Origin of the sequence: Winogradskyella pulchriflava (assembly GCF_042434315.1) — a bacterium.
Taxonomy (GTDB): domain Bacteria; phylum Bacteroidota; class Bacteroidia; order Flavobacteriales; family Flavobacteriaceae; genus Winogradskyella; species Winogradskyella pulchriflava.
In genome coordinates this window covers 234,825-261,491 of the sequence record NZ_JBHLTQ010000001.1, presented here as the reverse complement: position 1 = coordinate 261,491, position 26,667 = coordinate 234,825, and the positions used below count along the sequence as shown (strand labels likewise).

The window sequence follows — 26,667 nt, the reverse complement described above, 5'->3', positions numbered from 1 at the left end:
CAATTCAATTCTAAGGCTTCAAAATTTAAACTTTTAGCAGTACCTTTGCATTTAGAATAAATCTAGATAAAGAAGTGAAATGAGCCAAAATAGTTGTTCGTAACACCTAAGAATAATAATGGCGAATTCCATCTGACAAACTAGTAAAATTGTTTATTAACTGATGAAACTTAACAAACAAGATATATTAAATGCACTAAAAACCATTACAGCTCCTGGTGAAGGAGAGAATATGGTAGATAGTGGTGCTGTAACCAACGTGGTGACATTTGCAGACGAAGTCATTGTAGATATTACAATTAAGAACCCAAGTCTTCAAGCAAAAAAGAAAACAGAAGTAGATATTCTACAGACCATTCATAGAGAAGTTTATGAAAAGGCAAAAATAAAAGTTAATGTAAAAGTTGACACACCTGTTAAGCCTACTACAAACGAAATTAAAGGAAAACCAATTCCTGGTATTCAAAATATCGTAGCTGTAGCATCTGGAAAAGGTGGTGTAGGGAAATCTACAGTAACAGCAAATCTTGCAGTGACTTTAGCTAAAATGGGCTTTAAAGTTGGTGTTTTAGATGCTGATATATATGGGCCATCAATTCCAATTATGTTCGATGTTGCTAACGAACGTCCGTTGTCGGTTAATGTAGATGGTAAATCTAAAATGAAACCAGTAGAAAACTATGGAGTAAAAGTATTGTCTATTGGCTTTTTTACAAAACCAGACCAAGCTGTAATTTGGCGTGGACCAATGGCTTCAAAAGCATTAAACCAAATGATTTTTGATGCAGCATGGGGAGAATTAGATTTCTTATTATTGGATTTGCCTCCAGGAACAGGAGACATCCATTTAAGTATTATGCAAGCATTGCCTATTACTGGTGCAGTGGTAGTAAGTACACCTCAAAACGTAGCTCTGGCAGATGCTAAAAAAGGAGTGGCAATGTTTCAGCAAGATAGCATCAATGTTCCTGTCTTAGGTATTATAGAAAATATGGCTTATTTTACTCCTGCGGAATTACCAGAAAATAAATATCATATATTTGGTAAAGAAGGTGCTAAAAATTTAGCTGAGGATTTAGATGTACCGTTTTTAGGAGAAGTGCCTTTAGTACAAAGTATAAGAGAAGCGGGAGATATTGGTAGGCCAGCTGCAATGCAAACTGCAACACCTATTGAAGAAGCTTTTGAAACTATAACCAGAGAGGTTGTTCAACAAGTGGTGTACAGAAATGAAGCATTACCAGCAACCGAAGCGATAAAAATCACAACAATGGCAGGTTGTTCTGCCGTAAAGAAATAATAATCAACTTTTCACTTTCTATGCGACACCGCTAAAGCTATGGCGGCACGCGGACGGAAAGGGTTAGGGATAGGAAAAAAAATAAATGAGCTCAGAAGAACTTAGATTAAATGTAGAAAAAGCTTTGGATGAAATACGTCCATTTCTACAAAGTGATGGAGGTGATATAGCCTTATTGTCTATTGAGGACGATAAGTTTGTAAAAGTGCAACTCGAAGGCGCTTGTACATCTTGTAGTGTTAACCAAATGACGTTAAAGTCTGGTGTAGAAATGACGATAAAGAAATATGCTCCTCAAATAGAAAAAGTTATTAATGTAGAATAATGTGATAATTATCACATTTTAAATTAAATAGCATTAGTAATTTTGTACTTAATTGAGAGTTAAATATAACGACCTGCAAGGTTTTTAAAACCTTGTAGGTTTTTAATAATAAAAAGTTGAGGTAGTTGTCATAAGATTATACTGCCTTCACAGGAATAAAATGATTACAACTGATATACTTATAATAGGTGCTGGGCCAACAGGACTTTTTACAGTTTTTGAAGCAGGACTACTTAAATTAAAATGTCACCTTATCGATGCTTTACCTCAAGCTGGAGGTCAATGCTCAGAGATTTACCCTAAAAAACCTATATACGATATTCCTGCATATCCAGAAATTTTGGCTGGAGATTTAACCGATAAGTTACTAGAGCAATGCAAGCAATTTGAGCCAGGTTTTACGCTTGGTGAGCGCGCAGAAACTATTGAAAAACAAGATGATGGCACTTTTATAGTAACTACAAATAAAGGCACCAAGCACCAAGCACCTGTTGTAGCTATTGCAGGAGGTTTGGGAAGTTTTGAGCCTCGTAAGCCTTTAATTCATAATATAAAGGATTTTGAAGATAAAGGAGTAGAGTACATTATCAAGAACCCAGAAATGTATCGCGATAAAAAAGTAGTTATAGCAGGAGGTGGAGATTCTGCTTTAGACTGGAGTATTTTTTTAAGTGATGTAGCTTCTGAAGTAACGCTGATTCATAGAAGAAATGAATTTAGAGGACACTTGGATTCTGTAGAAAAAGTTCAAGAATTAAAAAATAAAGGGAAGATAAATCTTGTTACACCTGCTGAAGTTACAGGTATTGTAGGTGACCAAAAAGTTAAAGCTGTTGTTGTTACCCAAGCACAACATATTGAAAAGGAGTTTGAGGTTGAATGCGACCACTTTATCCCTTTATTTGGTTTATCTCCAAAACTTGGACCTATTGCAAATTGGGGACTTGAGATAGAAAAAAACGCCATAAAAGTGAATAATGCACTGGATTATCAAACCAATATTCCAGGGATTTTTGCCATTGGAGATGTAAATACGTATCCAGGAAAATTAAAGTTAATTTTGTGTGGCTTTCATGAGGCCACTTTAATGTGTCAAGCAGCATATCAAATTATCAACCCAGGAAAGCGTTATGTATTAAAATATACAACAGTTAGTGGTGTTGATGGGTTTGATGGTACACGTAAGGAAGCTCCAAAAGCAGTGGTTAAAGCGATACAATAAGTTTACAATATTTAGTAGCAGTTAAGAGTGCTTACTAAAACGCAACAAATTAAAATATTTGAGTTTAAAAACGTAAATCATCTAACTCTGAGACCCTCTATGTAAACTCTGTGAATCTCAGCGTAATAATTATGGAACAGGATATTAACATAACAATCATAGACCGAGAAGGAGTAAAGCATCAAATCGAGGCTCCAACTGATATGGCCATGAATTTAATGGAAGTTGTACGTTCTTACGAACTAGCTCCAGAAGGCACTATAGGTGTTTGTGGTGGAATGGCAATGTGTGCCTCATGTCAATGTTATGTTTTAAGTGATACTGAGCTTCCTGAAATGCAAGACGATGAGGAAGCAATGCTTTCTGAAGCTTTTTATGTTAAGGAAAATAGTCGTTTAGGTTGTCAAATTCAAATGACGCCTGAAATGGATGGACTAGAGGTGGAACTGGCTCCTGAAAGTTAACTATTCCGTCTTATAATCAATCAAAGCTGTAGGCCCTTCCAACAAAAATCGATCAATCTTAAGTGTACCATCTTCAGTAGTTACAATCTGCCATTTAATTAAGGAAATCTTACCGTTTTCTATTTCAAGTCCTGTGATACTTCGTGGGTGGACACAGCTACCATCATTAAAATAAGCGATGTCGCCAGGTTCAGGAAATCTTGGCCTGTGTGTATGACCAGTTATAGTAATAAGATTGTTATTGGCTATTATCCACTTTTTAGTTCTGCGCTCTACTTTAATTAGTTCTTTATAGTTTTTTGCAGGACTTGTTGGGTCTGCAATACCCATAACATTCAGAGGTTTCCAAAGAATCCTAACCATAAAACGGCTCCATTTCCAAAAAAGGTAATTCCACCAATCGGCTTGGTGCCCATGGGTTAAGAATAATTCTTGCCCAGTATCTGAGTGTTGTAAAACTATACCTTCATGATATTCTATGCCACAAAACAAATCAACATCTTCACCGATTTTAGGATCAAAATAAGTAGAAAGGTGTTTCTCAACATATTTTGGATTTTTATAAACCATATCATGGTTGCCCCAAATCATGTGTAATCGACCTTGATCATGAAACAATTTCATGAGTAAATAGACATTTTTATGCGCGTCTAAAATAGATTCAAAAGATAGATTCTCCCAAAGTTCGTCACCATCTCCAATTTCGCAATAACTAAAGCCTTCTGTATAATAATGTTTTAAAGCATGATAGTATATATTACGATTATTGGCAAAATCGTCTGCAAAGCTGTTATCACCTCGATGACAATCGCTAAAGAGGATGAGCTTTGACGAATCATCAAATGGGATGCGTTTAGCATCTCTAAAAGCACGATCTAATCTGGTTTTTGAAGACATAAGGTAAATGTAAAAAAAAATGCCTCTCAATTGAGAAGCATTTTTAACTAAAACCGAAATAAAGGCTATTTAATTACTAACTTTTTTGTTAAGACCTGTTGCTGAAAATATATTTTGATTAAATAAACTCCATCTGATAAATGATCCACACTTATAGTGTCCTTTTCTTCGGTTTTAAGTACAAGTTTTCCAGTAATGTTATATAATTCTATGAGGTCTATTGGGAATGAAGCTTTAATAGATACCATATTTGAAGTTGGATTAGGATATATGGAAGCTGATAAATCCTTTTCAATAACTTGATCAATACCTAACGTAGAGAACATAAAACTGCCTTGTCCAGCAGTTATGCCTAAAAAATAATCTTGAGTAGAGGTGTTATCAATATTGGAATTGTAGAAACTGTCAACTGCACCGCTTAGACCTTGGGCAATAGGGTCTGAGTTAGGTAAAATTTCAATTTCACCAGTAGTTGGCATATTACTTACATCAAAGGATACCAGGACAAAACTTGTACCAGAGGTATGTGACAATATGGTCTGTCCAGGTGGCATGTTAAGGACAAAACCGTCTCTTGTACCATCACCTAAACCAATACCTGTTAATGTAGTGGCATCTAATTGGGTTGCTGACCAAACACGACTGTTAAATTGTGTTAGATTGACCACATCTGCATTGCCAGCAGGTAGCATTAAAGTAAAGCCAATGTCGGATACATCCGTGTCTGTAGCATCAAAATTAGGTGTTGCTACTACCGAAAAGTTATAATTGCTGTTGTGTACAATACCAAATTCGTAACCATCTTGCGAAAAGCTAAAAAAGGTTATACTAAAAACCGAGATAAGTGTGTAAAGTTGTTTCATCATATTTTGTTTTAAAGAGAATTAATTATTTGGAACTTGTGATGTTATTGTAAATGTTGGCAATCCAAGAATATTAAGAGGATGACCAATTATAATGTCTTTAACTAGGTTGCTATCATTGTCCGAACCAGAGAATTTAGCCTGTCCGTTTAAGTCTAAATCCTCATTAAAATATCCACTTACAGGTATGGTAAGCAATGGTAATGGTGCATTGGCAATGATAAAATCCTTTAAGGTATTAACATCGTTACCAGCTCCAGAAAATTGAATTTTAGTGTCATTGTTAAGATCGCCAGACCACAGTGCAGTGTTTCCAGAGCTTAGTTGTACCTGAGCATTACTTCCATAAGTTAGAAAAGTATTATCAGTAAAATCGATAGTTGTTGTTGCTTCTTCTCTTAAGCCAAATGTATTAGAAGACATTACACCCAAATGATTGCGATGTTTTATTACGATATAATAATTATTTGGAGGTGCCTGCATTTCAATATGAGATGTGCCATCCATATCAACCACGTCACCATCCCTTTGTACTAATGCAGAACGTGATTTAACAATGGTTGTATTATCGTTTAATGCACGTAGCTCCAGCCATACCCAATCCACGATGGCATCATTTCCTGAAGTGTCGAATACTGAAGCACTACAAGTAGCTCCATCCTCATAAGGACTTATTGTTGGTATAAGTGCATTCTGTCTTAAATCGTCATTCATTAAATTAGCTGTGGCAGGATTAATTAACGGCCCTTGAAGAAAGACTTTGGGATTAACACGTATTTTAAAACCCGATGTAATAAACCCTTCAGAAACGCTTACTGTACCTGCATCGATTTCTTGTACATTGACCTCTCCAATGGTATAGAGCAGTTGAATGCCTCCAGTGCTAACCGATGCGCCTCCATTGTCTATACTGAATTTTTCGATGCTTTGAGCCTGACAAAAGGAGATGGTAAACATTAGTATTATAGCTGTTAGACTTTTCATAGTATATCTGTTTAACGGTTTTCTAAAGCTTCGAGTCTTGCGACTAGTGAGGCAATAACTTGTTCTTGGCGTTCTACCTTTTCTTCTAGAGTCTCTATAGTTGCCTGTTGTTCTTGTATGCCTTTGGTAAGTACTGGGATAAGGCCTATATAATTAACACCCAAATACTCTATGCTTGCATCTTGTTTAGTGGCGCCAGGATGTATGTTGCGTGACACCAAATCTGGAAATACCTCTTGTAACTCTTGGGCAATAAAGCCAAACTGTTGGCTACTGCTCATGTTCATTGTTTTTTGATAATTTTCTCTGATAAGATAGGTGGCAGGATTTAGCCGCATAATGTTTTCAAGACTATTATTTATAGTAGATATATTGGTCTTTAATTTTCTATCTGATGCATTTATCAGTGCACCCGTATGAGCCAAATCACCGTTCGAATAAACCGCATAATTAGTAGCCCCAACTCCCGAGCTAGCAGTACCATACACACCATAATTGGTTCCAGAGGTATTTGTACCTAATACTTGACCCAAAATTCCGAAATAAGACGAAGAACCAGTCGGATGAACCAACCCATAAGTTCCTACATATCCTCCCAATCCAAAAACTCCAAAACCATAAAAATCTGATACATCGTTCTTACCAAATATTCCATATGCATCAATATTACCAGTATGTGTTTTAATACCACTTATGGCATGAGCGGAAAGATTTGCTGTATCTTCATTCACCGTAGTTTGTCCGTTTATTGTAGTATTTCCGTTTTTGAGTACGGTCAGAGCATTTGCGCTAGAAGAAAAGGTTCCATTTCCAATCTCAAATAATGGATCTGTTTCAATCCAGCTTGTAGGATTACCTCCTCCTATATTATAGTGCCCAATGGATGTAGAAGCATATGACTCTGATTTTGTGGATTGTCCCATCGCAGTGGAATAATCACCCGAAGCGGTTGTGCTTGATCCCATAGCTATAGACGAGTTTCCCGAAGCGGTTGTATGCCCTCCTAAAGTTGTAGATCTGGGTCCAGAGGCTATAGTTGAATAACCCATGGCAGTTGAGTAAACTTCACTTGAGTTAGTTGCATACCCCATTGCAATAGATCCAAAACCACTGGCATTAGCATTATAGCCCATTGCCGTCGAGTAATTACCAGAGGCAGTTGATCCGTTATTTACAGCAAAACTATAATTGCCAGTTGCACCTTCGGTTGATGATGTACCTATACTTAAATCCACAGCACCACTACCTATATCACCATAATTAGCTGGATCTTGTCCTTTTATGCGCCAACCTATGTTTCCACCTTCCATTATTTGCTCTAATCCTGATGCTCCCGCTCCGCTATCTACGTACTCTTTTGTGACCAAGGCTTTTGGGTCTGTAATTTCTACAAGGTCAAAACTAGGAGCAGTGATAGTACCGTTTTTTAGTACGGTCAGAGCATTGGTTCTATTGGCTTCATCAAATCCATTTCCTATTTCAAAGAGCGGGTCTGTTTCTACCCAAAAGGATTGATTTCCTCCACCTATATTATAGCGACCAATTGCAGTACTTGCTATAGCATTAGCTTGTGTGTAGATACCTGTTGTAAGTGATCCAATTCCTATTGCTTCAGTGTTTTGGCCCATCGCAGTGGAAGAAGAACCCGAAGCGGTTGTACTTTGTCCCATCGTGGTGGATGAACCTCCCGAAGCGGTTGTTTCAAATCCTATTGCAGTTGCATAAGTGCCTAAAGCGGATGTATTCCAACCCATTGCAGTGGAGGACTCTCCCGAAGCAGTTGTACTTACTCCCATCGCAGTTGCTGCGAAACCCGAAGCAGTAGTATTTATACCACTAGCAAAAGAATGGTCACCCACATTGGCATCATCCCAAGTCGTGCCATCCAAAGGATAGGATAGGCCATCAAGTTTATAAGTGGCACCTGCCCTAAAGGCACCCTTACTTTTGTCAAAAAACATTCGGTTGTCAGTTATGGAGGGGTCAGCACTATGTGCCAATTGTATACTGCCAAAAACGAAATCATCTGTATCGATATCACCTGGAGCATTACTGGTTACATTTGCTGTTGTACTAAAGGCTGTATTACCAGCATTGATTGCATAGGGTACAGACTTAAATGCAGTAGTGCCCATATCTACATACCCAGAGCCTGTATCTATTTCGGTTTTTAAGCTTGTTGTAGTGCTCCAGTCTATATCTGCAAAAACATTCACGGTTGTTCCACTACCTATATCAAGTATAATAATGCCATTGGCATCTGTTGTTGGGTTATGGGTTTCTTCATAGACTTGTACAGCATCTGCGTATATGGTAAACCTAACGTTAATACCTTGGCTTGCCACAACATTGCCTAAATCATCTTTTACAAGTGCTTTATAGTTAATGGTGTTATTTTGGGCATACATAACGCAACAAAACAAACAAGCGACTAATAGAGATGTAATTGTTTTCATAATCTTAATTCTTTATGGCAAAAGCCTTTTTAATGAACATGCAGGAAATATTTAGGGTTGTAAGCTGGTGTCATTGTACTGATACAAAAACAGCTTGCTTACTTGATTATAAAACTACAGTGCTTATTGTAAGAAGTAAACCACATAAAGATGTGGTACCTAAGTATATGACAATTGAATTTATTAGTCTTCTGTATTTAATTTAGTCATAGCCTCTGATTTACTAATTACTCCCAATTGTGCTTTTAATAGCTGAATGTCTTGTTTGATGGAGTCTAATTCTGCAGAATCTTTAAGTAATTCTTTATTTTGGGCTTCAAGCACAGCTATACGCTCGTTTTGTTTTTCTATTAGTTGTTGTTGTTCTTGTATGCCTTTAGTAAGTATAGGTATCAGTCCAATATAGTTCACACCTAAATAATTGATGGGTGCTGAGCCTACGGTAGCACCAGGATGCTTGTTTTCAGATACCAAGTCTGGAAACACTTCTTGTAACTCTTGGGCAATAAAACCAAATTGTGGACTACTGCTCATGTTCATTGTTTTTTGGTAATTTTCTTTAATAAGATAAGAAGTAGGGTTTAGTCTCATAATGTCTTGAAGACTATTATTAATTGTTGAAATGTTGGTTTTGACTTTTCTGTCTGATGCATTTGTTAAGGTGCCTGTAAACGCCATATTGCCATTTGCATATACACCATAATTGGTGGCTGCACCGTTACCAGAACCATATAACCCATAGTTTACTCCTGAATTACTTCCTTCAGCAAAACCAGCAGCTCCAAAGTTAGAAAAGGCTCCATTGTCATTAGACAATGCTACTCCCTTAACACCCATTAGACCACCTTGACCTTCTACACCAACGCCAAATACAGGATTTACTGTATTTTGTCCCAAAACGCCTACAGCATCTAAATATTCCTGTGAATGGTAATTTTTAATGCCGCTAATTGCAGGCTCTGGACCTTCGATGGCATTTGTGACTTTGGCATCTCCAAGCACTGTTAAGGTGTGCGTAGGTGCACCTCCAGGCCCACCAATACGTGTATTGCCTCCTTCGGCTTGTAAATACAAGTCAGAAGCTAATCCAGCATTACGCGCAATAATCTCGTTGGTATCAAATACTAAATTTTCTACAGTTTCTGAACCGATTTGAAAAAAGCCAGAGCCATTCGCCAGGCTAGCATCTCCACCACCCATAACATGCAATTCATTTTGTGGCGAGGTTGTATTTATACCTACATTACCACCTTTTTGAAGATAAAGGCGGCCGTCTGCAACAAGTGTCTCCGAAAAATTAATATCGTCTCCAGAGCTTTTTAAACCAATATGCCATTTATTATTGTCATTGTTATCTATTAACCGTATCATATCATTGTTGTTGTCGCCTTTAATAACTAGACTCGCTGATGTGCTTATGGTATTTGTGCCAACCGACAGTCTGCCACTAATTTGAGTATTGCCGTTTTTAAGTACGGTTAAAGCATTGGTTCTATTGGCATCATTAGTGCCATTTCCAATTTCAAAGAGCGGGTCTGTTTCTGTCCAAGTTGATTGATTTCCTCCACCTATATTATTTCTTCCAATTGCAGTTGAACCAAGGGCTTCGGCCTTTGTGTTTAGTCCCATCGCAGTGGAAGAAGAACCAGAAGCGGTTGTTCTAAATCCGAAAGCAGTGGAAAAAGTACCCGAAGCGGTTGTTTCCAGTCCCATAGCAGTGGCAACATAATCCGAAGCGATCGAATTAAATCCCATAGCAGTGGCGACTAATCCCGAAGCGACAGTGTTTTCACCACTAGCAAAAGAACTCTGACCCACATAAGCATCATCCCAAGCCGTGCCATCATAAGGAAACGATATACCATCGTTATTAAAGGTAGCCCCTGCCCTAAAGGCACTTTTACTTTTATCAAAAAACATACGACTGTCACGTATGGAGGGGGCAGCACTATGTGCCAATTGTATACTGCCAAAAACGAAATCATCGGTATCGATATCACCTGGAGCATTACTGGTTACGTTTGCTGTGGTGCTTAAAGCACCTGCTTGGGCATCTGCATATTCTTTGGTCACTAGAGCTTTTGGATCTATAATTTCTGCCATATCAAAACTTGGTGCAGTGATAGTACCGTTTTTTAGTACGGTTAAAGCATTGGTTCTGTTGGCATCACTAGTGCCATTGCCAATCTCAAAGAGAGGGTCTGTTTCTATCCAAGTTGATTGATTTCCACCTCCTATATTATAGCGACCAATTGCTGTTGAAATAAAGGCTTCGGCTTTTGTATTCTGACCCATTGAGGTGGATAAATCAGCTGTAGCGGTTGTTTGATATCCCATAGCAGTGGCAACATCACCCGAAGCGGTTGTTTCTATACCCATAGCAGTAGCACTATAACCCGAAGCGGTTGTTTCACTACCCATAGCAGTGGCAGCAATATCCGAAGCGGTTGTTCCACCACCCATAGCAGTGGCAGCAATATCCGAAGCGGTTGTACTAAGACCCATAGCAGTGGCAGCTAAACCCGAAGCGGTTGTTTCAAAACCCAAAGCAGTGTCTGCAATATCCGAAGCGGTCGTATTAAAGCCACTTGCAAATGAGAAATTTCCAACATTTTCATCGTCCCATTTTGTTGTATTATTAGAATTACCTGCCCTAAAAGCGCCTTTACTTTTATCAAAAAACATACGATTATCATCACTAGCGGATGAGGTATCTTCATTTAATTGATTACTGCCAAAAACGAAATCATCTGTATCGATATCACCTGGAGCATTACTGGTTACATTTGCTGTTGTACTAAAGGCTGTATTACCAGCATTGATTGCATAGGGTACAGACTTAAATGCAGTAGTGCCCATATCTACATACCCAGAGCCTGTATCTATTTCGGTTTTTAAGCTTGTTGTAGTGCTCCAGTCTATATCTGCAAAAACATCCACGGTTGTTCCACTACCTATATCAATTATAATAATGCCATTGGCATCTGTTGTTGGGTTATGGGTTTCTTCATAGACTTGTACAGCATCTGCGTATATGGTAAACCTAACGTTAATACCTTGGCTTGCCACAACATTGCCTAAATCATCTTTTACAAGTGCTTTATAGTTAATGGTGTTATTTTGGGCATACATAACGCAACAAAACAAACAAGCGACTAATAGAGATGTAATTGTTTTCATAATCTTAATTCTTTATGGCAAAAGCCTTTTTAATGAACATGCAGGAAAGATTTAGAGTTGTAAGCTGGTATCATTGTACTGATACAAAAACAGCTTGCTTACTTGATTATAAAACTACAGTGCTTATTGTAAGAAGTAAACCACATAAAGATGTGGTAGAAACATTGAAGCGCAAAAAAAGGTTTAGAAATAATTAGATGAGGTTTTCATCATTGGTTTTCTTAATCAATTCTGCTTTGCTGTTAATTTCTAACAGCCGATAGATTTTTTTGATATGATCTCTTACCGTATCAATAGAGATGAGGTATTTATCGGCTATCATTTTATAACTGAGGCCATCCACTATGCCTTGAATAATTTGTATTTGGCGGTCGCTTAATTCTATGTTTTCGTTCTTTGCTTTGGGCTTAAAATGATTAATGACCTTTCTGGCAATAGATGGTGACATGTAAGAGCCTCCATTGTAAATCGTGAAAATAGCATCTTCTATCTTGGTTAACGCAGTACGTTTAGAAATGTACGATACGGCTCCTGCACATAGTGCTTTAAAGATTTTGTCTTCTTCTTCAAAAGTTGACAAGATGATAATATTAACCTCAGGTAATTTTTTTTTGATATGTCTTATACCCTCTAAGCCAGACATGCCAGGTAAACCAATATCTAAAAGTATGACATCTGTGCTTTTACTTCTTGTAGAACTTAGACTAGTAAGAAAATCTTCAACAGAGGTACAAACAAATTCAATTTTTAACCTTGGATTGGCTTCCAGATACGTGGTTAAAGAATCTTTAATCACTGGGTCATCCTCTACTATGGCAAGATGTATGGGTTTCACAAATTATTAAATTTTAAGACTATAGAAACAAAACTAAATGTTAATTAAATAGATGTCAACCACATATGAATGTGGTTGGCTTACATCATACTTACAAGTTACTCAAATTGTAGGAAATTTAGGGGTTTTAATTTATATTAGTGATAATGAATCAGTTAATTTCCTTTATAGCTATTGTTTTATTTTGGAGTTCTTTGCTTAATGCTCAGAATTTTGAATTGCTTCAAGGCAATACAGATTACCACTTAGAACGCCTACCTCTTAACGTAAAGGAAGATCACGGCCGTTTTTACAGTTTTAAAAAAGATGATGATGGTTACTTATGGATATCCAGTTCATCTGGTATGTACGTTTTTGATGGAGCAAACTATCTACGTTACAAAAATGGTAATGAGAAATTTTCGTTTTATAAGGATAGTCTACTTTCTAATTTTACGGACATAGAGAAAGATAGTAAGGGCCACCTGTACACCTCTTTATGGGACTCAAAACAAATTCTTCATTTTAATCCAAGAACGAGGATTGGAGAAAGGATTTTTAAACCCGAAAGCGCTTCTGAAACTCAGTTGCCATCGTTTAAAATAGATTCTGAGGATAGGTTATTTAATGCAATAGCCTATAATAATAAGAATACAATTGCATTGTTAGAGTTGTTTAGAGACGCTACACACCAAACGGTTGCAGAGATTAGCCTTGATGTCCATGAAAATGAGTTCTTTAAATATTTTGAAATTGTAGATAATAGTTTTTTTATACTTACATCACATTGGTTATATAGGCTATCATATAAAGGGAAGGTGCTGAATAGGATAAAAAACCCAAATGGTAATTTAGGATTTCATTATATCACTTCAAACAATAATAATTTATACCTATTAACCAATGATGGCTCTAAAATTTATACCTATAACTTTAATTCACATTCTCTAAAAGAGTATGTAACCTTACCTAATGTCGGTGAATCGAAGATATTTCCGCTTAAAGTTTACAATAGTAAGATTGTTTATTATAATGGTTTTAGCCTGTTTCTGTTACATGTTAAGGAAAAAAAGCATTATAATTTTGAAGATTCCTTCTCAAAATTGCAAGACAACTTATATGAGGATGTTATTGATTTTGAAATGGATAAAAATGGTGACATTCTGGTTTTAACAGACAAGAGTGTTTATAAAATAACTGAGCGTACAACAAAGAATTTGACTGCATTTTCCGAGCAACTGGCCTTAGATGATATACCAAGTTTACGTGCCCTTACGGAGGACAAAGAAGGTAATTTGTATGCGTCATTTTATAATGGATTACTAAGAAAGCAACATGGAGATTCCTTGTTCCGAAACTTTGATGTAACCCTGCCGAAACAATTAAAAGTAGAAAGTGTGTTTGATTTGAATTATTGGAATGGACAATTACTGTGGAATAATGTTTCTATAGATTTAAGTAACAATAGTCTAACCAAATTTACCCAAAACCCTAGTGTACAACATACCACACATCTTTTAGAAAATGACTCGCTTTGGTTTTTTGAATGGGGTTCTACTGCATTAATGAAATACAACTTAAAGTCTAATACCATTTTATCTTATGAATTGAATAAAAAGGATTTTCAGGAGTATCCTTTACAAATGATAAACGCTATTGTAACGGATAGCAATGACAATAGCCTATGGATAGCGACACGTTTAAATGGTGTTAGTAAACTTACAAGAAAGGGAGAGGTAATAGAACAATTTTCTAATAGTTATTTAAATACTGAAATTGATGGAGGAATCAATGACCTATATTTAGCAAAGGATACCCTTTGGATGGGTAGTTTTAAAGGGCTTGCTTATTTGAATATAAAAACTAAAAATGTTCAAACTATTTCGTTACCTACAGTAGATAACAATGGTAAATTGATTAATAGAGTGGTTTATTCTATTATGCCTAAAGGAAAAGATCAACTTTACTTAGGGACTAATTACGGACTACTACTTTTTGATATAAATACAATGAGTTTTTTAGAATTGCCAAATGCTCATGCTATGTATAATGTAGAATTCAATCGAGCATCGAAATTTAAGGATTCAAGAGGTAAATATTATTTTGGTTCTACAAATGGACTATATTCATTTTACGAAAAAGAATTGCATTGGAACGAGCTTAAAAATCTTCATGGTTTAATTCGTTTGGATGCGGTAACAATTTATGATTCAAAAGGAAATTACAGATACTTAAATGAGAATACTAATGAGCTTAGTTTGTTAGAGCTTAAGTCTTCCGACATGAGTCTTAATGTTAACTTTTCATCTTTAAAAAAAGATCGTAAAGTATATTATAGCTATAGATTGCCAGAGATTAATGCTAAATGGAGTGATTATTCAGAAGATCAAATTATTAATATTACCTCATTACCTCCAGGGATTACAACTCTCGAAATACGAGGACTGAGTGATAAAATTCAAAAGACTATTGTTTTTAATAAGGCTCAAATATGGTATAAGAAGCTTTGGGTACAACTATTGTTTATGGCTTTGTTTATTTCTTTAATTACCATATTAATTAGAACTAGATATTATCAAAAGCTAAAGCACGAGAAAAAGCTAAGTAAGCTAAGACATAAAATATCAAATGATTTGCATGACGATGTTGGAACTATATTGACAGCTGTTGCTATGCAGTCAGAAATACTTGGTAGAGATTCAGAATCAGATAAGAAATCAAAATTTGAAAAAATAAGTCACCTGAGTAGAGAAGCTATGAGTCGTATGCGAGATACGGTTTGGTCCATTGATTCTAATAAAGATAATGTTGATAGCCTAATAAACAGAATGAAAGATTTTTTAGCTGATGTCTTTGAGAGCCACGACACGATGTATTATAAATTTAACGCTACTGGAAAAGCGAAATTATCCAGTAAATTAAATCCAGATATTAGGCAGAACATCTATCTTATTTTTAAAGAAGCTGTAAACAATGCCATTAAACATTCTAATGGTGATTTACTCTCCGTTACCATTGAAGTAAATACACAGATTATAAAATTAACAGTATCTGATAATGGTGTGCAAAACTCGCATATAGCTACCTCTGGACTAGGATTAACAAGTATGAAATCTCGAGCGGAAACTATTGGCGGGCAATTGCAAATAAAAAATAGTTCTGGATTTACTGTAGAATTATTGGTGCCACTTTAATCAAAAAATAACCTAACAGATTATTTAAAAGCATTTAATCCCGTAACATCCAATCCTGTTATCAATAAATGGATATCATGTGTGCCTTCATAAGTTATAACGCTTTCAAGGTTCATGGAATGACGCATAATACTGTATTCGCCAGTAATTCCCATACCTCCTAGCATTTGCCTTGCTTCGCGAGCAATATTAATTGCCATATCTACATTGTTACGTTTTGCCATCGATATTTGTGCAGAAGTAGCTGTACCGTTTTCGCGCATTACACCAAGTCTCCAAGCCAATAGTTGAGCTTTTGTGATTTCGGTTATCATCTCAGCTAATTTCTTTTGTTGTAATTGAAATTGCCCAATAGGTTTTCCAAATTGCATACGTTCCTTACTATATCTTAAAGCGGTATCATAACAATCCATTGCAGCTCCAATCGCTCCCCAAGCAATACCAAAACGTGCCGAATCTAAACAACCAAGTGGTGCGCCTAATCCAGATTTGTTTGGTAATAAGTTTTCTTTTGGCACTTTTACGTTATCAAATATAAGCTCACCTGTTGCAGATGCTCTAAGTGACCATTTATTGTGAGTTTCTGGAGTTGAAAAACCTTCCATACCACGCTCCACAATTAATCCATGAATTCTTCCACTTTCATCTTTTGCCCACACTACTGCTATTTGGCAAAACGGAGCATTAGAAATCCACATTTTAGCACCATTTAAAAGGTAGTGGTCGCCCATATCTTTAAAGTTGGTAGTCATGCCTCCTGGATTACTACCATGATCTGGTTCGGTTAATCCAAAAGAACCTATCCATTCACCAGAGGCAAGCTTAGGTAAGTATTTTTGGCGTTGTTCTTCGTTACCGTATTTCCAAATAGGATACATTACTAATGACGACTGAACAGAAGCTGTACTACGTACACCAGAATCTCCACGTTCTATTTCTTGCATTATTAAACCATAAGAAATTTGGTCTAAACCAGCACCTCCATATTCTTCAGGAATGTAGGGTCCAAAAGCACCAATTTCGGCTAGACCTCCAATTATTGATTTTGGAAATTCCGCTTTTTGTGCTGCTTCTTCAATAATAGGTGAAACGTCGCGCTTTACCCATTCTCTAGCAGCATCACGCACTAATTTATGTTCTTCAGTAAGTAATTCGTCTAAGTTATAATAATCTGGTGCCTCGAATAAATCTGGTTTCATTTGTTCTGGTTTATTGTTTTTCAATGGTCAAATGCTATCGCATTCGCTCAAGTCATTATAAAAATTTTTAATTAGAAGGTAAATAGGCAGTGTTGATTTTTGCCAAAAACCCATTATGGGTCAAAAGTAACGAAATCGTTTTCATTGCCCAACAAGAGATTTACATTTTCAAATAAAAATCTTTAGTAAGGCTGATATAGTCTTCTGTATATTGATGACGCTCAGTCTCGATAATAAGTTCTGAAATTTCAATTTTAGTTTTATTGAATGAAAACTCTAAAAAGCTTCTTTTTATTTCAGAATCTGGATTTCCTTTAACGTGAAGTGTGCGATTAATAAATAACCCAACTTTTGAAGCTAATTCAATAAATTTTTCCTCCTCTTTAAATGGAATTACGGCTGAGAAAATACCAGTGTCTGAAAGTAAATTGGCAACAGCATAGACTAAATGCTCAAAAGGCATAGAATCATTAAAGCGTGCTAAATCTCTAGATGTGTTATCGGTTTTATAATCTTCGGAATAAAAAGGAGGATTACAAATGATGAGGTCGTAAGCATCTTCAATTTCTTCCACAAATTCAAGAAGTGAAGCATGATAACAGAATAAACGATCTGCCCAAGGTGAGTTTTCAAAATTCTCAGAACATTGCTCATAGGCATCAGTATCTATTTCTAAAGCTTCAATATTTTCGGCATGGCTTCGTTGAGCAATCATAAGGCTTAAAACACCTGTACCAGCTCCAATATCTAAAACTGAAAACGGGTTATTTTTAAGAGATGTCCAGGCACCAAGTAAAACTCCATCTGTGCCGATTTTCATGGCGCAACGATCTTGGTTTACGGTAAATTGTTTGAATTGAAATGGTTTATTCATAATTGTATTGTCATTGCGAGGACGAAGGACGCGGCAATCTCATTCAGAGATTCTTCATTTTGGCTTCGACAAGCTCAGTCTGTTAGCTCGGAATGACATATTTATTCAAGATATAAATCAATCAAACCTTCAGGAGTATTAACAACAATGGTCTTATTGGCACGGTCTACTTTTACAATAAATTCATCATTCATTGGGATTAGAATTTCAACACCATTTCTATCGACTTCAAATAGTGCTTGCGCAGTACTATCATTAATACCTTTAATGATACCAACTTCACCAAAATTTTCATCATTTATGGTAAATCCAATCACTTCATGAAAATAAAATTTATCACCATCTAGTTTTGGAAGAAGGTTTAGAGGTAAGTATAATTCGGTTTTAATTAAAGCGTCTGCATCAGCTTCCGTATCTACATCTTCAAATTTTAAACGCAATAAGTCCGATTTATGAAGTTGAGAAGATTCAATAAAAAAAGGAACGAGATTACCTCTAAGGTCTATAAAAATAGCATCTAAATTATCGTACAAATCAGGCTCGTCAGTATCTAATTTAGCTAAAAGTTCTCCTTTAAAGCTGTACTTTTTTACAATCTTACCTAAATAAAAACAGTCTTCTTTTTTCAAAATAAATCCTTTTGGCACACTGAGCGCAGTCGAAGTGCTTTGCATTACAAATAATGTCATCTTTAAATATGTCTTCGACTGCGCCCAGACTGACATTATCAAATGTATTTTAACAAAAAAACTCCGACACATAGTATCGGAGTTTAAAAGTATAAAAATAAATTTTTACTCTTCTTCGTTAGTTGCTGTTGTTTCTTCAGTTGCAACATCTTCTGCTACTTCTTCTTCAATAACTGGTGCAGCTGCAGCGATACGTGCTTCATTTACTGCTTTTTCAGCTTCAATAGCTTTAGCTTTTGCTTCAGCATCTGCTTTAGATAAACCATCAGCTTTAGCTTGAATCTTAGCTGCTTTTTCTTCTAACCAAGCATTGAATTTTGCTTCCGCTTGCTCTTCAGTTAATGCTCCTTTTCTAACACCACCAGCTAAGTGATTTTTTAGCATAGCACCTTTATAAGATAAAATTGCTTTTGCAGTGTCAGTTGGTTGTGCACCATTTTGTAACCATTGTACAGCTCCGTCAACATTTAATTCAATAGTTGCAGGATTTGTGTTTGGATTGTAAGCACCTAATTTTTCAAGGTATTTACCATCTCTTTTAGAGCGTGAATCCGCTGCTACGATCCAGTAATAAGGTTTTCCTTTTTTACCGTGTCTTTGTAATCTGATTTTTACAGGCATAATAATTAATTAGTGAGGTTCTCGACCTCTGTTATTAATGAGGGCGCAAAGATAACACATTTTTTTAATTCTCAGTGCTTTAATTTATGTGTTTCTAATTAATTTAATTCTAGTTGTTACATTTAGTAATTGATATTTCACTTTGTCTGAAAGAAATTCACTTTACCTAAAAGAAAACCCAAGATAGGTAAAGTATAAAAAAATATTATACTTTTGACATTCTTGTTTCGTTATATTTGAAGCAAAGATAAATTACGCTTTTAAAGATGAAAAAATTAATCCTCTTATCTCTTATATTTTTAACGGTATTTAGTTGCGGTGATGAAGTTGAATTTAATACACCTGCATTTCAAGGTGATCGTGCTAATCAATTATGGAGAGCCAAGGTGTTTTCTGCTAGTATAGATGCTAGTGGTTTTTTAACTATCACAGGAACAAACAATACCGAAACGGTAAACCTTAGAGTGCCATCAGTTAGCGAAGGAACTTATATCGTAGGTAATGTTAATGCCATTGAGGCAGAATATGTGGATGGTTTTGGTACTGTTTACTCAACCAATAATAGACCAGATCCTAGTGTTTCTATTTACCCTGAATTAGGTGAAATTGTTATTGAAGAAATAGATATCACAAACGGAAGATTCACAGGAACATTTAGGTTTTTAGCATTTGATGCATCAGGCCTAAACTCGGTAGGTTATTCAAGAGGAGTATTTTACAGAGTGCCTTTAGTATCAGGTACCATACCTGCAGACCCAGTGACCTGCGAGGATAAAGAAATAGCTTCAGATATAGCCTTAATGAATTATGAAGCTACATTCGATTCTAGTTTAGAGTTTATTGATAGTGATGCATTTGAAGCAGCATGTAACGCTTACAGCACAGCATTAAATGACCAACGTAATTTTTGTGGAGATATCGATGGTGAGATTCAAGCTATGATTGATGCACTTGGGGCTTGCCAAATAACTTGCGATTATGCCATGGCAAATAGAGCTGAAGCAGAATCCCAGTATAATACAGCAACAATAGGAAACTATGACGAAAAATGCGCACAATATTTGTTGTATTTACAAGAGCAAATTGAATTTTGTGGAGATGAAGACGGAAGTATACAAGCGGAAATCGATGCCCTAGATTGTGGCGATGATGATGGTGATGGCATACCAAATGTATTTGAAGATTTTAATAATGATGGAGACTTAACAAATGATGATACAGATGGTGATGGAACACCAAACTATTTAGATGCCGATGATGACGGAGATGGAGTGTTAACAGCTGATGAGGCTTTAGATGCTGATGGAAATCCTGTTGATACAGATGGAGATGGAGATGTAGATTACTTAGATAACGATGACGATGGTGATGGCTTGCTCTCTAATTTTGAAACGGGAGATACAGATAGTGATGGAGTATTAGATTATTTAGATAATGATGATGATGGAGATGGCTTGTTGACCATAGATGAAAATGCCGACCCAAATGCCGATGGCAATCCTAATGATGCATTAGACACAGATATGGACGGAACACCAGACTACTTGCAAGCATAAATTAAATAAAATAAAATTTACGAAAGCGTTACTCTTTACTGAGTAACGCTTTTTTTGTTAAACCTTGTTAAAGACTATTAAACCTTGTTAAAATATTTGACATCAGCCCTTTTAAATGTTATACTGTGTATGCAGATGTGAAACAATACACATCTATAAAGAATTTATTGAAATATTAAAATGAACTAAGATATTATGAAGTACGAAAAAAGCATTTCAAACAAATTAAACGAATTATTAACTAAAAATTACGATGCCGAAAAAGGCTATATCAATGCTATGAAAGAGGTTGATAATGTAAACGTTAAAAACTTCTTTAAAAATAGAGCAGAGGAACGTAGTCGGTTTGCAAGGCAATTACGAACAGAAATTTTAACCTATGGAGAAATACCAGAAGACTCAGGTAGTTTTAAAGGTACATTGCATAGAAACTGGATGAGTTTAAAAGCTACATTCTCTTCAAATAATGAAGAGACCATTCTAAACGAAGCCTTAAGAGGTGAGAAAGCAAGTTTAGAAGAATATAACGAATTGTTGAGTGATAATAGCTTTCCTTCAAGATTAGTTGATCTGCTGAGAAAGCAGAGAAATTCCATCGAAGCAGCAATTAACTCTGTGAAGATGTATGAAGAAGCGTTGTCATAATGCTTAGTTGATTGGTTAAGATGAAAACCAGCCTTAGGGCTGGTTTTTTTGTTTAAAAGTGTTTATAACTTCATTTCAAAAAAGTATAAATTCTACGTAATTTTATAAGCTAACTTTTTACCAAGTTTAAATTTAATATGTTGTCACTCTGAGCACTGCCTAAAATCAAAATATTTTGTTTGTAGGCACATAGCGAAGCTAACCTAAGAGTATTAAAGCTTTAGTATTAAAATACTTCGACTGCGCTCAGTATAACATCAGTTTTGCTTTGCGGCTTTTGCGACTCAGCGAGAAAAACTTTAAATTTTGAACTTAAAACTTTTGAACTTTTAAGAATGTACTTAATATTCGATACCGAAACCACAGGTTTACCAAAACGTTGGGATGCACCAATAACAGATACGGACAACTGGCCAAGAGCTATACAAATAGCTTGGCAGTTGCACGATGCTATGGGTAAATGCATTGACCACCAAGATTATTTAATTCAACCTGATGGATTTAATATTCCGTATGATGCAGAAAAAATCCATGGTATTTCTACAGAGTTGGCTCAAGAACAAGGTGTGCCACTTTCAGAGGTATTAGAAAAATTTAATGCCGCCTTAGCTCAAACAAAATTTGTGGTTGGGCAAAATGTTAAGTTCGATTTGAATATAATGGGAGCTGAGTTTGTGCGAGAGAACGTTGCCAACAAACTTCAAGAATTACCAGTTTTAGATACCTGTACCGAACACACGGCAAGTTTATGTCAAATTCCAGGAGGTAGAGGTGGAAAATACAAGCTGCCAACGTTAACCGAATTACATCAATTTTTATTCAACAAACCTTTTGCAGAAGCGCATAATGCAACTGCCGATGTTGAAGCTACAACGCGTTGTTTTTTAGAATTAATAAGAAGAGAGGAATACACTAAAGAAGAACTAGATGTTCAGCCAGATTATTTTCAGAAATTTTCAGAAGAAAATCCTGCAGAAATCCAGCTTATAGGTCTAAAACATATTAATCTTAAACGCGAAAGTGCAAAGATTAATGAACGCCTTCAAAAGGAGCAAACAACCGCAATACCCACTGAGACAAACAAAAAGGTTGTTGAGCAATTGAGTGAAGTGGATTTTGTTCATCTTCATAACCATTCACAGTTTTCAATTCTTCAATCTACAATAAGTGTTAAGGATTTGGTGTCTGCTGCCGCAAAGGAAAATATGCCGGCAGTTGCACTTACAGATCATGGAAACATGATGGGAGCGTTCCATTTTGTTAGTGCAGTTTCCAATCATAACAAAGCAATAAAGGCACAACATGCCGAAGCCGAAGAGAAAGGTGAAGAGAAAAAGGGCAAAATCATTAAACCAATCATAGGTTGCGAGTTTTTTGTTTGCGAAAATCATAAGGATAAAACCAGAAAAGATAATGGTTATCAAATTGTTTTGTTAGCTAAGAATAAAAAGGGCTACCACAATCTGGCGAAATTATCATCAGCCGCTTTTACCGATGGTTTTTATTATGTGCCTAGAATAGATAAAAAACTCATTGAGCAGTACAGAGAAGACCTTATCTGCTTAACCGGAAACCTATATGGTGAAGTGCCAAGTAAGGTGCTAAATGTTGGCGAAAACCAAGCTGAAGAAGCGCTACTATGGTGGAAAGATATCTTTCAGGATGATTTGTATATCGAGTTAATGCGCCATAATCAGGAAGATGAAAATCGTGTTAACCAAGTGTTGGTTCAATTTGCGCAAAAGCACGATGTAAAATTGGTTGCTACAAATAACACTTATTACGTTGACCAAGAAAATGCCAACGCGCACGATATTTTACTCTGTGTAAAAGATGGCGAAAAACAGGCTACACCTATAGGTCGAGGACGAGGCTATCGCTACGGTTTACCAAATCAAGAATATTATTTTAAGTCTTCAGAAGAAATGAAGGCATTGTTTAGGGATATTCCTGAAGCTATTGTTAATATTCAAGACGTAGTTGATAAGATTGAACCTTATGAATTAGCAAGAGATGTTTTACTTCCAGCTTTCGACATTCCAGATGAATTTAAACATCCAGACGATGAAAAAGATAATGGTAAACGAGGTGAAAACGCCTATTTAAAGCACCTTACTTACGAAGGTGCCAAAAAACGCTATGGCGAAATTACTCCAGAAATAAAAGAGCGCCTGGATTTTGAATTAGAAGTTATTGAAAACACAGGTTATCCGGGATATTTCTTAATTGTTGAAGATTTTATTCGCGAAGCCAGAAAAATGGATGTTTCTGTTGGTCCTGGTCGTGGATCAGCAGCAGGTTCTGTTGTTGCTTATTGTCTTTGGATTACCAATATAGACCCAATTAAGTACGATTTACTTTTTGAGCGTTTTTTAAATCCAGATCGTGTAAGTATGCCAGATATCGATATCGATTTTGATGATGAAGGTCGTGGTCGTGTAATGCAATACGTTATAGATAAGTACGGAGCTAATCAAGTAGCACAGATTATTACTTATGGTACTATGGCTGCAAAATCTTCAATTAGAGATACAGCTCGTGTACTGGATTTGCCGCTAAACGAAGCCGATCATATTGCAAAGTTGATACCTACAATGTCTAAACTCGGAAAGATTTTTGGTTTGGATGAAAAGGAACTGGCAAAAAAATTCAGACAAGAGGATTTAGAGAAAGTAAATGAGTTACTTAATATTTCTGATGGAGAAGATTTACAAGCCGAAACGGTTAACCAAGCCCGAGTATTAGAAGGTTCGGTTCGTAATACTGGTATTCATGCATGTGGAGTTATTATTACTCCAGGTGATATTACCAATTATGTTCCGGTTTCTGTAGCCAAAGATTCCGATTTGTATGTTACGCAGTTCGATAACTCTGTGGTAGAAAGCGCAGGTCTATTGAAGATGGACTTTTTAGGATTAAAGACCCTAACGTTAATAAAAGATACGGTTAAAATTGTAAAAGCTAAGCATGGTATCACCTTAGATCCAGATAATTTTCCGCTAGATGATGAAGAAACCTATGCCTTATTCCAACGTGGAGAAACGGTAGGGATTTTTCAGTATGAATCTCCTGGTATGCAAAAGCACATGAAGAATCTTAAACCAACGGTTTTTGATGATTTAATTGCCATGAATGCGTTGTATCGTCCTGGTCCTATGGAATATATTCCAAGTTTTATTGCCCGTAAGCATGGTGATGAAGAGATAGAATATGATTTACCAGAAATGGAAGAATACCTTAAAGAGACTTATGGTATTACGGTATACCAAGAGCAAGTGATGTTGTTGTCTCAAAAACTGGCAGATTTTACTAAAGGTGAAGCCGATGTTTTAAGAAAAGCCATGGGTAAAAAGCAAAAGGCTGTTCTAGACAAAATGAAACCAAAGTTCATTGAGCAGGCTGCAGCAAAGGGAATGGATAAACAAAAGCTAGAAAAAATCTGGAAAGATTGGGAAGCCTTTGCAAGTTATGCCTTTAACAAATCGCATTCTACCTGTTATGCTTGGATTGCCTACCAAACTGCCTATTTAAAAGCCCATTATCCAGCAGAATATATGGCTGCTGTGCTTTCTAACAATATGAATGACATTAAATCCGTAACCTTCTTTATGGAAGAGTGTAAGCGTATGCGTTTACCGGTTTTAGGACCAGATGTTAATGAAAGTTATTACAAATTCTCTGTAAATAAAGACAATGCAGTTCGTTTTGGTATGGGAGCCATAAAAGGTGTTGGTCATGGTGCCGTAAAAACAATTGTTGAAGGTAGAAAAGAAGGCGGACCATACAAGTCTATTTTCGATTTGGCAAAACGTATCGATTTACGTGCAGCAAACAAAAAAGCTTTTGAAGGTTTGGCTAATGCTGGTGGTTTTGATTGTTTTTCCGACACACACAGAGCACAATATTTTGCTCATGATGGAGATGGTATTACCTTTTTGGAAAAAGCAGTAAAATACGGAGCCAAACATCAGGAGAATGAAAATTCTGCACAAGTAAGTTTGTTTGGCGAAGCTAGTGATGTACAAATTGCTGAGCCACAAGTACCACCTTGCGAAGATTGGGGAACGATGGAAAAATTGTCGCGCGAAAAAGAAGTGGTAGGTATCTATATCTCAGGACATCCATTAGATGATTTTAAAATTGAAATGCGGACCTTTTGCAACGGCACAATTTCTGTTTTTAACAATTTGGAAGCTGTAGTTAATAGAGAAATAACCTTTGGTGGTGTGGTTACAGATGTGCAACATCGTGTGAGCAAACAAGGTAAGGGTTGGGCTTTATTCACTATTGAAGATTACACGGATAGCCATGAGTTTAGGATTTTTGGAGAAGATTATTTAAAGTTTAGACACTTTTTTGTAGTTAACTCTTTTGTGTACGTCAGAGCCTTTGTAAGAGAAGGTTGGGTAAATAGAGATACAGGTAAAAAAGGCGACCCAAGAATTCAATTTAATAACTTCCAGTTGTTGCATGATGTTATGGATACCTATGCAAAAAAATTGTCCATACAATTGAATATCGACGACCTAAAAGAAGGCACAATTTCTACTTTACACGATTTATTGAGAATCCACGAAGGCACAAACACCTTAAATTTTGTAGTGTACGATAATAAAGAAAAGATTAAGGTACAAATGCCAAGCAGAAAACAAAAAGTAAAAATTTCCCAAGAGCTTTTAAAGGAATTAGAAAATTATGATGTGCGGTATAAGTTGAATTAGGGATTAGAAAAAAATGTGCTTAAATATATGTGTTGTAAGTAATATCAAAAGAAATGATAGAAAAATTCATAAAAGCTCTAGAAGAAATTAAAAATTCAAAAATAACCAATGAATATGAGCTTCAAAGTTGGCAGGCAAAAGCTATAAATATTATCGTAAGAATTTATGGTAATAACAGTAAACAGGAAGAACAAATTAATAAAATTAAATATAAGAGATATATGAGTGTGACTATTGATGGTCATACAACTGGTGGTGGCAATAATGCAAGCTTGTGTTCTCGACAAGCCACTGAATTGATTTCGTCAATAATTAATGATTTAGAGTCATTCGGAATTCCAGAAACACAAAATACTGAATCAGGTTCTGGTATAAATATTTCTTTGAATCAAATGCAAAGTCAAACGGTTAACGTAAATATTATTTGGGAATCTATAGAAGACGAATTAACAGGCAAACAATTAAAAGAATTAAAAAAAATTCTAAAAGGTAAAGACAAGCCTGAATCTAAAAAGAAAAAAATACTTGAAAAATTAGCTGAATTTGGAACTGGTGTAGCTTCAAATATTCTTTCAACTATATTGACAAATCCAGGAATAATTAGTGGATTATAAAAACTACGTACGACAATCAATTACTAGTTCTAAGCTATTTACTAAAATC

At 35.9% G+C, this 26,667-nt stretch carries 19 protein-coding genes; 9 read left to right on the top strand and 10 right to left on the bottom strand.

Features of this window, described 5'->3' with window-relative positions; translation table 11 throughout:
- Positions 1–163 precede the first annotated feature (163 nt).
- The 4 genes from ACFFGA_RS01130 (at position 164) to ACFFGA_RS01115 (ending at position 3,311) form a co-directional block, all read left to right on the top strand.
- Positions 164–1,300, top strand: coding sequence for an Mrp/NBP35 family ATP-binding protein (locus tag ACFFGA_RS01130; protein ID WP_386058426.1), 1,137 nt, complete (start codon positions 164–166; stop codon positions 1,298–1,300).
- A gap of 85 nt (positions 1,301–1,385) precedes the next feature.
- Positions 1,386–1,625 (top strand): NifU family protein, encoded by a 240-nt coding sequence (locus ACFFGA_RS01125; protein WP_386058423.1) that lies wholly within the window; start codon positions 1,386–1,388, stop codon positions 1,623–1,625.
- A gap of 160 nt (positions 1,626–1,785) precedes the next feature.
- Positions 1,786–2,847, top strand: a complete 1,062-nt coding sequence (locus tag ACFFGA_RS01120) for an NAD(P)/FAD-dependent oxidoreductase (RefSeq protein ID WP_386058421.1) — start codon at positions 1,786–1,788, stop codon at positions 2,845–2,847.
- Between the two features lie 131 nt (positions 2,848–2,978).
- Positions 2,979–3,311, top strand: coding sequence for a 2Fe-2S iron-sulfur cluster-binding family protein (locus tag ACFFGA_RS01115; protein WP_386058418.1), 333 nt, complete (start codon positions 2,979–2,981; stop codon positions 3,309–3,311).
- Here the strand turns inward: ACFFGA_RS01115 and ACFFGA_RS01110 are convergent, their stop codons facing one another.
- The 6 genes from ACFFGA_RS01110 to ACFFGA_RS01085 form a co-directional block, all read right to left on the bottom strand.
- Positions 3,312–4,208, bottom strand: a complete 897-nt coding sequence (locus tag ACFFGA_RS01110; protein ID WP_386058415.1) for a metallophosphoesterase family protein — start codon at positions 4,206–4,208, stop codon at positions 3,312–3,314.
- Positions 4,209–4,273: 65 nt separating this feature from the next.
- Positions 4,274–5,074, bottom strand: a complete 801-nt coding sequence (locus tag ACFFGA_RS01105; RefSeq protein ID WP_386058412.1) for a T9SS type A sorting domain-containing protein — start codon at positions 5,072–5,074, stop codon at positions 4,274–4,276.
- Between the two features lie 18 nt (positions 5,075–5,092).
- Positions 5,093–6,055, bottom strand: coding sequence for a COA_001 N-terminal-type choice-of-anchor domain-containing protein (locus ACFFGA_RS01100; RefSeq protein ID WP_386058409.1), 963 nt, complete (start codon positions 6,053–6,055; stop codon positions 5,093–5,095).
- Positions 6,056–6,066: 11 nt separating this feature from the next.
- Positions 6,067–8,511, bottom strand: coding sequence for a tail fiber domain-containing protein (locus tag ACFFGA_RS01095; protein ID WP_386058407.1), 2,445 nt, complete (start codon positions 8,509–8,511; stop codon positions 6,067–6,069).
- Between the two features lie 183 nt (positions 8,512–8,694).
- On the bottom strand, positions 8,695–11,691 hold the full coding sequence (locus ACFFGA_RS01090) for a tail fiber domain-containing protein (RefSeq protein ID WP_386058405.1): 2,997 nt from the start codon (positions 11,689–11,691) through the stop codon (positions 8,695–8,697).
- A 193-nt stretch (positions 11,692–11,884) separates the two neighbouring features.
- Positions 11,885–12,526: a response regulator gene (locus tag ACFFGA_RS01085; protein ID WP_386058403.1), complete on the bottom strand. Its 642-nt coding sequence runs from the start codon at positions 12,524–12,526 to the stop codon at positions 11,885–11,887.
- 146 nt (positions 12,527–12,672) lie between these two features.
- On the opposite strand from ACFFGA_RS01085, the gene ACFFGA_RS01080 reads away from it, so the two are divergent.
- Complete coding sequence (locus ACFFGA_RS01080; protein ID WP_386058401.1) at positions 12,673–15,699, top strand: sensor histidine kinase; 3,027 nt, start codon at positions 12,673–12,675, stop codon at positions 15,697–15,699.
- Positions 15,700–15,719: 20 nt separating this feature from the next.
- Here ACFFGA_RS01080 and ACFFGA_RS01075 read toward each other — a convergent pair whose 3' ends face one another.
- From ACFFGA_RS01075 to ACFFGA_RS01060, 4 genes are all read right to left on the bottom strand, one after another.
- Positions 15,720–16,898 carry an acyl-CoA dehydrogenase family protein gene (locus ACFFGA_RS01075; RefSeq protein ID WP_386060595.1) on the bottom strand — a complete coding sequence of 393 codons (1,179 nt, stop codon included), beginning with the start codon at positions 16,896–16,898 and terminating at the stop codon, positions 15,720–15,722.
- 160 nt (positions 16,899–17,058) lie between these two features.
- Complete coding sequence (locus ACFFGA_RS01070; RefSeq protein ID WP_386058400.1) at positions 17,059–17,772, bottom strand: tRNA1(Val) (adenine(37)-N6)-methyltransferase; 714 nt, start codon at positions 17,770–17,772, stop codon at positions 17,059–17,061.
- A gap of 101 nt (positions 17,773–17,873) precedes the next feature.
- Positions 17,874–18,401 (bottom strand): ribosome maturation factor RimM, encoded by a 528-nt coding sequence (gene rimM, locus ACFFGA_RS01065; RefSeq protein WP_386058398.1) that lies wholly within the window; start codon positions 18,399–18,401, stop codon positions 17,874–17,876.
- Between the two features lie 165 nt (positions 18,402–18,566).
- Positions 18,567–19,082: a 30S ribosomal protein S16 gene (locus tag ACFFGA_RS01060; RefSeq protein ID WP_386058397.1), complete on the bottom strand. Its 516-nt coding sequence runs from the start codon at positions 19,080–19,082 to the stop codon at positions 18,567–18,569.
- Between the two features lie 266 nt (positions 19,083–19,348).
- On the opposite strand from ACFFGA_RS01060, the gene ACFFGA_RS01055 reads away from it, so the two are divergent.
- The 4 genes from ACFFGA_RS01055 (at position 19,349) to ACFFGA_RS01040 (ending at position 26,618) form a co-directional block, all read left to right on the top strand.
- On the top strand, positions 19,349–20,638 hold the full coding sequence (locus ACFFGA_RS01055; protein ID WP_386058395.1) for a DUF6252 domain-containing protein: 1,290 nt from the start codon (positions 19,349–19,351) through the stop codon (positions 20,636–20,638).
- 195 nt (positions 20,639–20,833) lie between these two features.
- Positions 20,834–21,283, top strand: a complete 450-nt coding sequence (locus ACFFGA_RS01050; RefSeq protein ID WP_386058392.1) for a ferritin-like domain-containing protein — start codon at positions 20,834–20,836, stop codon at positions 21,281–21,283.
- 335 nt (positions 21,284–21,618) lie between these two features.
- Positions 21,619–26,004: a DNA polymerase III subunit alpha gene (gene dnaE / locus ACFFGA_RS01045; RefSeq protein WP_386058389.1), complete on the top strand. Its 4,386-nt coding sequence runs from the start codon at positions 21,619–21,621 to the stop codon at positions 26,002–26,004.
- A 53-nt stretch (positions 26,005–26,057) separates the two neighbouring features.
- Positions 26,058–26,618, top strand: coding sequence for a hypothetical protein (locus ACFFGA_RS01040; RefSeq protein WP_386058386.1), 561 nt, complete (start codon positions 26,058–26,060; stop codon positions 26,616–26,618).
- Positions 26,619–26,667 lie beyond the last annotated feature (49 nt).

Coding starts and splice junctions, on each gene's coding strand:
- ACFFGA_RS01115 (WP_386058418.1), top strand. CDS start 2,979: ATGGAACAGGATATTAACATAACAATCATAGACCGAGAAGGAGTAAAG.
- ACFFGA_RS01050 (WP_386058392.1), top strand. CDS start 20,834: ATGAAGTACGAAAAAAGCATTTCAAACAAATTAAACGAATTATTAACT.
- dnaE (WP_386058389.1), top strand. CDS start 21,619: ATGTACTTAATATTCGATACCGAAACCACAGGTTTACCAAAACGTTGG.
- ACFFGA_RS01075 (WP_386060595.1), bottom strand. CDS start 16,898: ATGAAACCAGATTTATTCGAGGCACCAGATTATTATAACTTAGACGAA.
- ACFFGA_RS01080 (WP_386058401.1), top strand. CDS start 12,673: ATGAATCAGTTAATTTCCTTTATAGCTATTGTTTTATTTTGGAGTTCT.
- ACFFGA_RS01070 (WP_386058400.1), bottom strand. CDS start 17,772: ATGAATAAACCATTTCAATTCAAACAATTTACCGTAAACCAAGATCGT.
- ACFFGA_RS01105 (WP_386058412.1), bottom strand. CDS start 5,074: ATGATGAAACAACTTTACACACTTATCTCGGTTTTTAGTATAACCTTT.
- ACFFGA_RS01110 (WP_386058415.1), bottom strand. CDS start 4,208: ATGTCTTCAAAAACCAGATTAGATCGTGCTTTTAGAGATGCTAAACGC.
- ACFFGA_RS01060 (WP_386058397.1), bottom strand. CDS start 19,082: ATGCCTGTAAAAATCAGATTACAAAGACACGGTAAAAAAGGAAAACCT.
- ACFFGA_RS01100 (WP_386058409.1), bottom strand. CDS start 6,055: ATGAAAAGTCTAACAGCTATAATACTAATGTTTACCATCTCCTTTTGT.
- ACFFGA_RS01055 (WP_386058395.1), top strand. CDS start 19,349: ATGAAAAAATTAATCCTCTTATCTCTTATATTTTTAACGGTATTTAGT.
- ACFFGA_RS01125 (WP_386058423.1), top strand. CDS start 1,386: ATGAGCTCAGAAGAACTTAGATTAAATGTAGAAAAAGCTTTGGATGAA.
- ACFFGA_RS01040 (WP_386058386.1), top strand. CDS start 26,058: ATGATAGAAAAATTCATAAAAGCTCTAGAAGAAATTAAAAATTCAAAA.
- ACFFGA_RS01090 (WP_386058405.1), bottom strand. CDS start 11,691: ATGAAAACAATTACATCTCTATTAGTCGCTTGTTTGTTTTGTTGCGTT.
- ACFFGA_RS01130 (WP_386058426.1), top strand. CDS start 164: ATGAAACTTAACAAACAAGATATATTAAATGCACTAAAAACCATTACA.
- ACFFGA_RS01120 (WP_386058421.1), top strand. CDS start 1,786: ATGATTACAACTGATATACTTATAATAGGTGCTGGGCCAACAGGACTT.
- ACFFGA_RS01095 (WP_386058407.1), bottom strand. CDS start 8,511: ATGAAAACAATTACATCTCTATTAGTCGCTTGTTTGTTTTGTTGCGTT.